Below are 12,874 nucleotides of genomic sequence, written 5' to 3'. Positions count from 1 at the left end.
TAGTAGTTTGAGAATTGTTTTGCTTAGCCACGAGCGTCCCCTGGATTAATTGCATTGATATGATCGGCATCTAATTGATACGGCGTAATTTGATAAACGTAATAATTGAGCCAATTGGTAAACAGCAAGCTGCCATGACTGCGCCAAGTATTGGCGGTTGCTGAATCAGGCTGATCATTCGTAAAATAATTATCTGGAATGGCAACCGGTGCGCCAGCGGCGATATCTCGAAAGTACTCTTCACTTAACGTTGTGGCATCATACTCTGGATGACCCGTTAAATAGACTTGTCGCTTATCTTTACTTGCCGCTAAATAAACCCCAGCCTGTTCAGACTCAGCCAAAATTTCAATATGTTTGAGTGATAAATAATCTGACTTGTCGATGTAACCAAAACGCGAATGCGGCACATTAAAAGTTTCGTCAAAACCACGGGTGAGCTCGGCATTAGGTTGTAAACAACGGTGGCGATAAACCCCAGATAACTTTTGCGTGCGTAAGTGTCGCTTTAAGCCATAATGATGATATAACGCGGCATGTGCCCCCCAACATGAAAACATGGTAGATGTTACATTTTTTTCTGCCCAGTCAAATACTTGACAAATTTTATCCCAAAATGTCACTTGTTGATAATCTAATAAAGCTAACGGCGCGCCGGTAATAATTAAGCCATCATATTGCTTATGCTTGATATCATCAAACAAGCGATAAAAATTATCTAGATGCGCTTGCGGCGTATTACGAGACTCATTGGCATGTATGCGAATAAATTCAATATTAATTTGTAATGGTGTATTGGCCAACATCCGCAGAATTTGCACTTCGGTCTCGATCTTATTAGGCATTAGGTTCAATATCGCCACTTGCATCGGGCGAATATCTTGATCTACGGCACGGCGCTCTGACATAACAAATATATTTTCTTGGTCCAATATCGTTAACGCGGGAAGTTCATTGGGGATTTTTATGGGCATAGTGCTTACCTAATTTCGTATATTTTATCTTTTCAACCGCTCGCGGCTCAGCACCGCTATGATTAAGCTTGATTCATTGCCCTATAATGTGACTTGTATGTCTAGATATGTCAACACCTAAACGTATAGACGTCTAGATGATGTTGAAACTTTATCAATAATGAGAAACTCACTTAGGCTTGAAGTTAATATTTAAGCTGATATATTAGCGGCATGAAAACAGTCATTATAACTTATGATCAGACTTTATGTTTAGGGAGCCTAGCCCTAAAATTCCCCGTTTAATGGGGTGCAGCCATGTACCCGTTGGTTTTCATTCTTAATCATTAAACTGTGGTGCATAGCAACCACGAGCAAAATTATTATTGGCAAAGTCATATGAGGTTAAACATTTGCTAGCGCTATAAATCTTAAATAAAACTCTTGTTATCAGCACTCTTGTTGGTACTGCCCCGAGTGAATTAAAAGCTAGCAAGCCACTATCACGCAAGCGCTATGCGTTACTGACTTAGTAGTGAATAGTGATAAACCAGCCTTAGCTAATGTAGCCAAATAGTGATAGCAATGACAGCAGGGCATTATATCGCTATAGACAGTCGTAACGGTACGGCACTAAAAATGGAGGTGATTTTACTTGCTTTGAGTTCATGGTTTTAGTTTATAACTTTTTATTAAATACCCTTGATTAATCTATAATTTATTAGAGGTGAAGATATGTCTAAACGTGATATGAAAAAACCTGTGTTATCGTTAAAAGAAAAGCGTAAGTTAAAAAAAGCAGCAAGTAGCGCCGATATAGTAAAAACCAGAAAGAAAAAATAATAAACTTTTCACGGCGCCAACAGTTGGCGCCGTTTTTATTTTCCTAAATCACTTTCGCTTAACAATTACAGCTAGTGAATAACGTCTATCAATAGCTCAAAGCTAACACTTTGCAAATTTAACCTTGAACTAATACTAGCCAAAGCGCCTATCTGCTGATATTAATAACTCACATCCGCGAATTAGCCAATGAACGAGCCTAATCAGCTTACAATCTAGGCTAGCCTGACTTAATGCTTAGGGAGTAATGGCAATGACAAAACCCTATCAACACTTTAAGGACTTTTATCCTTTTTATTTAAGCCAGCATCAAAATAAAACCTGTCGTCGGTTACATTTTATCGGCTCAAGTTTGATCATAGTGATGCTAGTTTATATTATTATCAACACTGCTTGGCTTTTGCTTTGGACCCTACCTGTAATTGGCTATGGCTTTGCGTGGCTTGGACACTTTTATTTCGAAAAAAACAAGCCCGCAACCTTTCGCTACCCTTTATACAGTTTGCTCGGTGACTGGGTGATGTTTAAAGATATACTGCTAGGCAAGATAAAGCTCTAAGCTATGCCACTAGTTAGGACGTAATGTTGAATTGTGCTAATGATCAACTCATCCTCTGATACTCTTAGCTGTTAAATAATGGCACCAACAAAAAGCATCAATGATAATCATTAATGCTTTTTCTCTGTTATGTACATATTTTAGAACTAGATAATAACTGCTTTGACAAATAACAACTTGCTAGATAAGCGATTATTTCTCAGCTAGCTTACCCAACTTTTAGCTTGGCTTAATAGTAAACCCAACAGCCCGAATATAAAAATAACGATAGAAGTGGGCTCTGGTACGCGTGAATACTTTATATTTTGTTGCGAATTGGTACCTATGGTCACAAAGCCACCAACAGACTTTGGAATAACGTCTTCTACAATTAGCGAGCCAAAACGCCCATAGATATCAAACGAGGCTTCGTTAAACTCTGGCACCCATGCGCATAATTGCACCCCACTCCCCAATTCTGTTGTTAAGCAAATGCTATCTGCGCTAGCGTCCAGGTCCCCTGGAATATTTGCAGTAAAGGCGAACTCGACTTCAGTACTTCCGCTATGTCGGGTTGACTCATCACAGTTCTGACCAAGCAAGTCACATTCAATGGCACTGACTTCTAAAAATAAACTACTAATACTAAAAGATTGCCAAGCAATATCGTTATTTTCAAAGGTAACCTCACCAATTAAAAATGAGCCATTGGGTATTGCACCGCTTCTTAACCCTAAACCATTGAATGAAATTTTGTTTGGGTCTCCCCCCAACACCACTTCAGTAGCGTTTCCACACCCACTTGGAGGCGGAAATGCAGGGTCACAAATTCCACTGGCAAACATTAAATCTGACGTTCCAAGACCAACCGCTGCTCCTGAAGCTGTTACATTTTCTACAGTTACCTCTTCACCGGTAAGCGATATAACAGTCCCTAGCGTAAATATGCCTTCTATTTTTGTTGTCGTGGTAATGAGTGTGGCAGAAGTTGAATAGGTGATCAGCGTTAATATTGTGGTTAATATTTTCAAATAAGTATTCATAGATCCCTCTTAATTTTATTTCAATGACAAGACAGGTTTGAACGACTTACAACTCAATGTACCGATAGGTCATTAGTGAATTACAATTGCCATAGGCAATAGAACAATACAGCAATAACTATACCGTTTAGAAAAACTAAGGCATCATCAGGAGGTTAAAAAACACACAACCAAGAAAGGCGCAAACAATGTAAATTAAGCTGACACAATTTTAACTAAGGTAATTGTTCCACATTTAAATAACTTACTGTAGTGACATATATAAAATCTTTGCAATAGTCATATACACACCATCGCATTCGTTCAATACCTTTATAGATCAATATAGCGATTAAAAAGCAAACATAATTGTCGCATAGGCAACGGCACATATCTTTAAAGAGTAGTGCAATAACCAACTTACTTTTGATTGTAATGCAAGCTGATAATTGCGCCAACAATACCTCCTTAGCGTCTTAGTAAACGCTAACTCAACAACTTAACGCCAGATATGTATGACGCTGAATTGCATTGATATTGCCATTTTCATTGCAGGTGCTAGAGTAAAAAATATCTAACATAATGTAAAAAATATTTGACTTAAATATCATTGACTACTAAAGTCAAATAAAACTTACATCATGTCTATTATTTTTTACATAGCTTATTGTTAATTTTTACCATTAACAACAGCAAAGGATTTGTTATGTCATATAAAGAGCGCAGCATTTGGGTATCCTTAGCCATTACCCTATATATTTGGTTTAATTATTTCTCCGAGCTTTATTGGTCTTCTCAACAGCAGAGTTTAAGCCCAGAACGTATGCAATCTGCACTGTTAACTGTGGTAATTTGGACCATTGCGTTGGAGATACTTCACCACCTTGTTATCGCGATGATTGATCACAAAAATGCCAACTATGACCAAGACGAACGTGATCAAAAGATCGCGCTATTGGGCTGTAAAAACGGCTATTATATTTTAAGCGCGACAACCATTATTGCCGTTTTACATTTACTCTTTCCTATTATGAGCCAAGGCTTAGTGCTGGCGCTTAACCTACCGACTGAGTACATCATCATCAATATTATTATTGTCGGGGCATTAATCGCAGAAATTACTAAGTTTTCTACCCAAGTATTTTATTACCGTCGAGGCTGTTAAGGTGGCAAAAAAAATCACCAATAATATTCGTCGGCTGCGTTTTGAGCACAATGAAATGACGCAGCAAATGCTAGCTGACGTAGTACAAGTTTCAAGACAAACTATCGTGGCAATAGAAAAAGATAAATACTCACCATCTTTGGAGGTAGCATTTAAAATCGCTGCCCACTTTCAATTGCCAGTTGACGCCGTTTTTAGTTATCAATAAGGGGGACTATTAAACTGCCATTTTCAGTAAGCTTTCCAGCGTAAAAAGTAGCACATAAGCAAAAGGCAACGCATTTCGCGCTGCCTTTTGTTGAAATTACAGGCAATACCCAGTGTTAATTAAAACTTAAACCGACCTATGCTTTTTTCCTGTGCTTGGCCTTCTTGATAAAGGGTTTCACTAACTGCCAAGGACTCTTTGGCATTTTCGGCAAGCTCATCAACAGTACTGTGAATATCTTGCAAAGTGGTGGTTATTTCATTAGAAACATGGCTTTGTTCCTCTGCTGCCGACGCTATATTGGACGACATATCGGTGACCTTATTAATGGCATGTTCAATGACTTCAAAAACGTTTTGCGTTTCTCGGGCTTGCACCGTACATTCATCGGCTATTTTCACGTTTGTACTAATACTATTAACGACCTCTTTGGTGCTCGCTTGTAAACCAGCAAATACTGCTTCTATTTCGGAAACTGATGTGGTTGTGCGCCCAGCTAAACCTCTCACCTCGTCAGCAACAACGGCAAAACCTCGCCCTTGCTCGCCGGCTCTTGCCGCCTCTATCGCCGCATTTAATGCCAACAAATTAGTTTGCTCTGCTACGGCTTTTATCACATTTAACACATTGGAAATGCTTTCGCTGTTTTGGGCTAAATCCACTACTTGATTGTTTGCCAGTTGCATTTGTTCAGCTAAATTGCTGATGGTTGCGGTTGTTTCATTGAGCTTAGCAATGCCATCATTCGATGCTGACTTAACTTCTGTGGTTGCATCTGCTGTTAAAGCGGCATTTTGTGCAACATCAGCAGAGGTCTGTGACATTTCTTCTGAGGCTGTCGACACCATGGCAATCATTGTTTGTTGTTCACCAAGTTTATTATCACTTTGTGTTGCTAACTCTTTTGCCATTTCAGAGGCGGCATAGGTCGCTTTAACGCCACTAGAAAACTGGCCAATAATACTCGCTAGCTGTTGAACAAATTGATTAAAGTAGTCCGCTAACTGTCCTATTTCGTCTTTTGAATCCACCACAATGCGCTGCGTTAAATCAGCATCGCCACTGGCTATTTGTTTCAGTGCCTCGGTAACAGCTCTGAGTTTTGCCGTTAAGGTTTCCGCTAAAAAGTAAACAACAATACAACCAATCGCTAACACCACAAGCCCAACGATAATGACACTATTTTGCTGCTCATTAACGCCGTTATCCAATACGGCGACGGTTTGCATAATCTGTGCTTGAATATACTGTTTAGGAATTTCAGTATAAATATGCCAAGTAGCAAGGTCCCCTAAGGCTATGCTTTTCGTTAACGTGTAATTGTCGCTATTTTCGCGCATTCCCTCACTAAAGTCCGCATTATCAAATAAGTCGGAAAATAGGCGTCCTTGGTTGGCCGCCGCCGCTGAGTCGGCAATGATAGCTTTATTGGCTGATACGATTAGCACTCGGCTTTCACCATCAGCAATTTTTTTTGAAAATGCAGTGACCTTTTGTTGGATATCTGACAGCGCAATGTCTAGCCCCACCACACCAACTATTTTGTTATCAAACTTTATAGGTACCGCGATTGAGGTCATCAACACATCTTGGTTATCAACTTTGTCGATGTATGGCTCTAATAAACATGTACTCTGCTTGTCGAGTGGACAAGTAAACCATGAATTATACGGCTGGCCGGTAGAATTGGGCGACGTATCTTTGATCATTTGCTCTGGCAAAATCTCTTCAACCGCCTGTCCTTGTTCGTTAAATGCCCAATATACGGCAAACCTGCCTTGTTCATTAGACGCCAAGTCACTTGCCGCTCGGTTTTCTTGATCAGCACCGTCTAGCGCATTCGGTAAAAAAGCGGCATAAATACCTAACGCATTTTGATTACTGGCCAGTGCACCTTTAATATACATATTTAATATATGTCGCACATCTTCTGCAGGTAAAAACAGCGACCTAAACTGCTGACGCAAAAAGCTAATATCTGAAGAAAACCGCTGAGCTTCATTGATCGCTTGCGAAAAAAACACTTCATTTCTTGCTTTTTCGGCATCCGCCGAAATGAGCATCGGCATTAAACTAGCATCTCTTGTTTTCGGCGCAATAAACGCGGTTAGCGCATCTGAGGTTTTATTGATAAATACTGATGAGACTGCCACGATAGCGACAATCGAAACAATCAATAATGTCGCAATAGATAAGATTAATTTTGTTTTTATTGATTTGTTCACACTGTACTCCCTTGCACTACCATAAAAAAGGGCTCTAGATCAGCACCTAAAAGCCCTTTATACAAAGTAACGTATTTAAAACTTATTACAACACGTTTTCTTTTTTTCTCATTTGCCACATTGCGGCAATTACGCCAATGGCGACAATTAAAATCATTATCGTAGCCAACGCATTGACCTCTGGAGATACACCAAAACGTATTTTAGAGAAAATCACCATAGGCAACGTACTGTTACCTGGGCCTGAGACAAAGCTCGCTATCACTAAGTCATCTAGCGATAAGGTAAAAGCGAGCAGCCAACCTGAAATAATAGCAGGTGATATTATCGGCAAAGTAACCAGAAAAAATAAGCTATGAGGCTTGGCACCTAAGTCCATAGCGGCTTCTTCTAATGAGTCATCTAATTGCGCTAAACGTGACTGCACAATTACAGCCACATAGGCCATACAAAATGTAGTATGAGCTATAATCACCGTAGTGATGCCGCGACCTGAAGGCCAGCCTAGTAGTTTTTCCATTGACACGAAAAGCAGCAGTAATGACAAACCAGTGATCACCTCCGGCATAATTAACGGTGCGGTGATCCAACCCGACACCACCATTTTACCAGGAAACCTGCCCATACGGCTTAATACATAGCCGGCAAGCACACCTAATATCACAGACAAAGTTGCTGTGATAAAGGCGACTTTTAAACTCACCATAGCAGCATCAATGATTTGCTGGTTATTAAATAACTCGACATACCACTTTATTGACCAACCGCCCCATACAGTTACTAGCTTTGACTTATTAAAGCTGTAAACAATTAACGAGATAATCGGTGCATAGAGAAATATAAAACCTAATATCGCGGAAAATTTTAAAAACCTTGAATCACGAGTCATTATTGTTTCTCCTCGTTTTTACCCGTACGTAAAAACATGATAGGCACCACTAAAATAATCAACATTACTGTTGCCACCGCTGACGCCATCGGCCAGTCACGATTTTGAAAAAATTCATCCCACAACACACGTCCAATCATCAGCGTGTCTGATGCCCCCAACAAGGCAGGAATAACAAATTCACCTACCGCCGGAATAAACACTAATAAACAACCGGCAAAAATGCCTGGCATACACATAGGGAGTGTTACTAAAAAGAAGGCTTTTACCGGTGAAGCACCTAAGTCTTTTGCCGCTTCAATTAAGCTGCCATCTAACTTTTCTAAGGTGGTATAGAGCGGCAAAATCATAAAAGGTAAGTAGGTATAAACAATGCCGATATAAACCGCAAAATCGGTTTGCAATAGTTGCAGAGGTTGGTCAATAAGCCCTATAGCTTGAAGAAACTCGTTAACGATACCATTTTTTTTCAAAAATCCCATCCAGGCATATACCCTTAATAGGAATGACGTCCAAAACGGTAAAATGACCAAGGTCAGCAATAACGTGCGTGTTGATGACTTTTTACCAGCAATGTAATAGGCCATCGGAAAACCGATTAACAAGGTAAAAAAGGTCGATACCGCCGCAATTTTTACCGAGCTTAAATAGGCGTCTAAATAAAACGAGTCTTCCCAAAGGTAAAGGTAATTACCAAATTTCAATTTAATTTCGGCAATAGCATTATCGGCATCCCAAACAAATAAGTCAGTATAAGGAGGTACCGCAATTGCCGGTTCAGCGAGCGATATTTTAAAGACCACTAAAAATGGAATAAAAAAGAAAATCGCTAGCCAAACCGACGGGATTGAAATGACGGATAACCGTCCCCAGCGTATGCTTTTTAATAGGTTAAACTTGGTGCGGATCGTATTATAGTGACCCAACCAAAAGGTGCCAGTTACATTACTCATGAAATAAGTACCACGCTGCTGTCATTATCCCAAGAAAGGTAAATCATATCGTCCCAGGTTAAAGGGTTTTGATTTTCTCGCACTAAATTTGGGAGCGTAACTCGAACAATTTTACCGCTTTCAAGCTTCACTCGAAAGATTGACAGGTTGCCCATATACGCCAGATCTATAATTTTTCCGTAAAGGCAGTTGTATGCTAAGTCTGGTTTTTTACGGCTAACTTTGATCTTTTCAGGGCGAACCGCCACCGCGACTTTTTGCTTCGGCGCACAATTAATACTGTGATTAACAAATAATTTACTGCAAGCTTCTTTAGAAGCAATTTTTACATAATCGGTTTGAGCGTCAATAACGCGACCTTCAAAAATATTGATGGTACCCACAAACTCTGCCACAAAGCGGCTACGCGGGTACTCATAGACATCGCGAGGCTCATCCACTTGGCTGATCACACCATTACCCATCACCCCAATGCGAGTTGCTAAGGTCATGGCTTCTTCTTGGTCATGGGTTACCACCACAAACGTCACACCAAGTTCATCTTGAATATTGACCAATTCAAACTGTGTTTCTTCTCTAAGCTTTTTATCTAGCGCCCCTAAAGGTTCATCAAGCAATAACAATTTTGGACGTTTTATTAATGCTCGAGCAAGCGCCACACGCTGGCGCTGACCACCCGATAGCTGCTCGGGCTTTCGGTTGGCAAACTCTTCAATTTGCATCATCTTCAGCATTGCGTTGACACGTTCGGTAATTTCTTTCTTTGGCACTTTGTCGCGCTTTAAACCAAAAGCAATATTTTTAAATACTGTCATGTGGGGAAACAAAGCATACGATTGGAACATCATGTTAATTGGTCGATCCCAGGGATCTATATCGGCCATATCAACACCGTCAATTAAAATTTGTCCACTGGTTGGTGTTTCAAAGCCGGCCAACATTCTCAATAATGTACTTTTTCCGGATCCTGAACCGCCTAATAAACAGAACAATTCATTTTCATAAATATCCAGCGAGACATTATCAACTGCAGTAAATTCACCGAATTTTTTCGTTATATTTTTTATTTGGATAAAAGGTTTTGCTCCATCGAGTTTCCAAAGAGGAGTATTGCTTTCTTGAATCATTTTAGTGTCCTAATGAAATACCTGGCAGGCTGCAGATTTACGTTATATTACGATTAAAAAAGGGCACCGAAATGCCCTGTTATTTATGACTTTTTATCTACCTGTTTTGATAGTAGTCCAAGCACGAGTTAGTTTACGGTCAAAGCGCGGTGTGTGCGCCTGCTGAGTAAATAGTTTTGCTTTTGTCGCAGCATTTGGATAAATGCCACTATTAGATTTGATCTCATCAAGAATGAACTCATCGGCAGCGGTATTAGCAACAGCGTAGTAAACATAATTGGCTATGCTCGCGCCTGTTTTTGCAGATAAAATATAGTTAATAAATTGATAAGCTTCTTGTTTGTGAGGTGCATCACCTGGAATTGCCATCATATCGAACCAAGCAATCGTGCCTTCTTTGGGGATGTGGTATGCCACTTTGACGCCTTGCCCTGCTTCATTAGCACGACTTTGCGCCTGCAGCATGTCGCCATTGTAGCCAATAGCAACACAAATATCGCCATTCGCTAAATCAGCAATTAAGCGACCTGAGTTAAAGTACTTATAATGAGGACGTACTTCTTGCATCATTTTTTGCGCATTTTTTAAATCTTTGCCATTTTCTGAGTTAGGATCTAACCCAATATAGTTTAGTGCAATAGACATCACCTCAGCTGGCGAATCTAACATACCGATGCCACAATCTGCTAACTTAGCCGCCACTTCAGGCTTAAACACCAAATCTAGACTATTGAGTTCCACATCACCTAAGCGTTGCTTAACCATATCTTGGTTAATACCTAAACCTATAGTACCCCAAGTATAAGGTACGCCGTATTTGTTATCGGGATCATGCAATGCCATTTTTGCCGCTAGTTCGCTATCAATATTAGCGTAATTAGGCAATTGGCTTTTATCAATAGCGCTATAAATTCCGGCTTTCGCTTGGCGCTCTAAAAACGAGCCTGTTGGTACTACAACATCATAACCCGAACCACCTGACATCAACTTTGCTTCTAAAATTTCATTAGAGTCATAAACGTCATAATTAACTTTAATACCGGTTTGTTGTTCAAATATTTCAATTGCTTTTGGGTCAATATAATCTGACCAATTGTAAACATTAACCACTTTTTCTGCAGCGAAAGCCGTCATGGTTGTCATTAATGCTGTCGCTAGTGTAATACTCTTCACTTTCATAACTCGTTTCCCCATCCATCATATTTGTTTAATTTTTTATAGTTGTAAAAACGGAGAATTTACTTAACACAACTTAACAAATAACCAACCTAAGCTGTAAAAACGTTAAATATTCCACTTAGTTTCATCTCTATGTAATCACAGTGAATTAAAACATTCAAGCAATTTTTACGCTACTTTTAGCGTTTTTTGTAAATTATTTAACACATTTTTAGGGTTTTTATCGGTATATTGTAAAAATGTATTAATCTGCACAATAGCGCAATCTTCTAAAAAAACACTGCGCTATATTGGGCTAGCAAACTTGACTATCGGCTTGTCGCTTTGATTTCAAGAAAATCTTCAAAGCCATATTTGCCCCACTCACGACCATTACCTGACTGCTTATAACCACCAAATGGCGAGGTATAGTGATGTGGCGCCCAATTAATGCGCACCATACCAGCTCTTATGCGTTTCGCGACTCGGTTGGCTCTGTCTTGATCTTGACTGTTGACATAAGCAGCTAAACCATAGAGAGAATCGTTTGCGATTGCTATCGCCTCTTGCTCATCCTGAAAAGGAATCATCACTAAAACAGGCCCAAAAACTTCTTCTTGCGCGATAGTCATCGCGTTATCGACATTGGCAAAAACTGTGGGTTTAGTAAAATGCCCTAACTCAAACCCTGCTGGCTTGCCTGTGCCGCCCGCCACCAAAGTAGCGCCTTCATCAATCGCTTGCTCGATCATGGTTTGTACTTTTTCAAAGTGTGCTTTACTCACCAAAGGCCCGATATGATCACCTGATTTATCAGCGCTACCCACCTTTGTTTCCTTGGCAGCTTTTGCCGCAATCGCCACGGCTTTTTCATACACAGAGGCTTGCACTAACAAGCGCGTGGGTGCATTGCAAGATTGACCGGTATTTTCCATACAAGCTTGCACGCTTCGCGTGATCACGGCGTCTAAATCCACATCGTCGAAAACAATGTTAGCCGATTTTCCACCAAGCTCTAACGCGACACGTTTAACTGTCTCTGCGGCCGCTTTGGAAATTAATGTGCCTGCCCTTGTTGAACCGGTAAAAGATAACATATCAATATCTTTATGAGCCGAAATAGCCGCGCCCACACCCGGACCGTCTCCATTAACCATGTTATAAACACCCGCTGGGAAACCGGCGTCATCCACCATTTTTGTAAAAACATGGGCCGATAATGGCGCTACTTCACTAGGTTTTAATATCATAGTACAGCCTGTTGCGAGTGCTGGTGCAACTTTACAGGCGATTTGGTTAACCGGCCAATTCCACGGGGTAATAAAACCACAAACACCAATCGGCTCATGGCTGATTGTGGCATTGCCTGATTGATGTTCAAATTCAAAGCTTTTTAATGCCTCTAAAGCCGTTTTAATATGGCCACGCCCAGTATCAGCTTGGTCTGAGATAGCAAAGTCAATCGGCGCGCCCATTTCTTGTGAAATGGCATGAGCCATTTCATCATACCGATCCATATAGGCAGCAAGTAGCTTTTCCAGTAAAGCAACGCGTTCATCAACTGACGTAAAAGCATAATTTGTAAAGGCAGCTCTTGCCGCTACTACAGCCTTATCAACATCTGCAGCTGAGCCTAAGGTAATAATCCCTATTTGACGTTCGTTAGAGGGATTTTCCACGACATAATTATTATCGCTAGCTGGCGCTTGCCATTGGCCATTGATATAAAAGTTCTTTAAATTCTTCATTAATTCACACCTAATAATTAATACTCATCTCTTTATGTAAAATAA

11 protein-coding genes are annotated in these 12,874 nt (G+C 40.2%); 3 read left to right on the top strand and 8 right to left on the bottom strand.

Features of this window, described 5'->3' with window-relative positions; genetic code table 11:
- Window positions 1–23 precede the first annotated feature (23 nt).
- The gene (locus B6K83_RS03000; protein WP_085283314.1) at window positions 24–974 is read right to left on the bottom strand and encodes a homoserine O-succinyltransferase; all 951 of its coding nucleotides are present in this window, start codon (window positions 972–974) and stop codon (window positions 24–26) included.
- A gap of 1,069 nt (window positions 975–2,043) precedes the next feature.
- Here B6K83_RS03000 and B6K83_RS02995 point away from each other — a divergent pair.
- Window positions 2,044–2,355, top strand: coding sequence for an Mpo1-like protein (locus B6K83_RS02995; RefSeq protein ID WP_408607160.1), 312 nt, complete (start codon window positions 2,044–2,046; stop codon window positions 2,353–2,355).
- Between the two features lie 203 nt (window positions 2,356–2,558).
- On the opposite strand, the gene B6K83_RS02990 is transcribed toward B6K83_RS02995, so the two are convergent.
- A complete protein-coding gene (locus tag B6K83_RS02990) occupies window positions 2,559–3,377 on the bottom strand; it encodes a hypothetical protein (protein WP_085283067.1) in 819 nt (272 codons plus the stop codon).
- A 685-nt stretch (window positions 3,378–4,062) separates the two neighbouring features.
- Between B6K83_RS02990 and B6K83_RS02985 the strand changes: the two genes are divergently transcribed.
- Window positions 4,063–4,521 carry a hypothetical protein gene (locus B6K83_RS02985; protein ID WP_085283065.1) on the top strand — a complete coding sequence of 153 codons (459 nt, stop codon included), beginning with the start codon at window positions 4,063–4,065 and terminating at the stop codon, window positions 4,519–4,521.
- Window positions 4,522–4,576: 55 nt separating this feature from the next.
- Entirely contained in the window at window positions 4,577–4,729 is a 153-nt protein-coding gene (locus B6K83_RS02980) for a helix-turn-helix transcriptional regulator (RefSeq protein WP_092251228.1), read from the top strand.
- A 119-nt stretch (window positions 4,730–4,848) separates the two neighbouring features.
- Here the strand turns inward: B6K83_RS02980 and B6K83_RS02975 are convergent, their stop codons facing one another.
- The 6 genes from B6K83_RS02975 to B6K83_RS02950 all read right to left on the bottom strand — a co-directional run bounded on the left by B6K83_RS02975 (window position 4,849) and on the right by B6K83_RS02950 (window position 12,829).
- The gene (locus B6K83_RS02975) at window positions 4,849–6,954 is read right to left on the bottom strand and encodes a methyl-accepting chemotaxis protein (protein WP_085283060.1); all 2,106 of its coding nucleotides are present in this window, start codon (window positions 6,952–6,954) and stop codon (window positions 4,849–4,851) included.
- An 85-nt stretch (window positions 6,955–7,039) separates the two neighbouring features.
- The gene (locus B6K83_RS02970; RefSeq protein WP_085283058.1) at window positions 7,040–7,843 is read right to left on the bottom strand and encodes an ABC transporter permease subunit; all 804 of its coding nucleotides are present in this window, start codon (window positions 7,841–7,843) and stop codon (window positions 7,040–7,042) included.
- Window positions 7,843–8,796 carry an ABC transporter permease subunit gene (locus B6K83_RS02965; RefSeq protein WP_085283056.1) on the bottom strand — a complete coding sequence of 318 codons (954 nt, stop codon included), beginning with the start codon at window positions 8,794–8,796 and terminating at the stop codon, window positions 7,843–7,845. The genes B6K83_RS02970 and B6K83_RS02965 overlap by 1 nt, the downstream gene beginning before the upstream one ends.
- The gene (locus B6K83_RS02960) at window positions 8,793–9,923 is read right to left on the bottom strand and encodes an ABC transporter ATP-binding protein (protein WP_085283054.1); all 1,131 of its coding nucleotides are present in this window, start codon (window positions 9,921–9,923) and stop codon (window positions 8,793–8,795) included. Before B6K83_RS02960 ends, B6K83_RS02965 begins: the two co-directional genes overlap by 4 nt.
- 93 nt (window positions 9,924–10,016) lie before the next feature.
- Window positions 10,017–11,102: a polyamine ABC transporter substrate-binding protein gene (locus B6K83_RS02955; protein WP_085283052.1), complete on the bottom strand. Its 1,086-nt coding sequence runs from the start codon at window positions 11,100–11,102 to the stop codon at window positions 10,017–10,019.
- A 308-nt stretch (window positions 11,103–11,410) separates the two neighbouring features.
- Window positions 11,411–12,829 (bottom strand): aldehyde dehydrogenase family protein, encoded by a 1,419-nt coding sequence (locus B6K83_RS02950; protein WP_085283050.1) that lies wholly within the window; start codon window positions 12,827–12,829, stop codon window positions 11,411–11,413.
- Between the last annotated feature and the right edge of the window lie 45 nt (window positions 12,830–12,874).

Source organism: Colwellia chukchiensis (assembly GCF_002104455.1).
In the GTDB taxonomy this organism is placed as follows: domain Bacteria; phylum Pseudomonadota; class Gammaproteobacteria; order Enterobacterales; family Alteromonadaceae; genus Cognaticolwellia; species Cognaticolwellia chukchiensis.
Note: the sequence above shows the minus strand (reverse complement) of the source record. Positions and strands in the feature narration are given on the sequence as shown.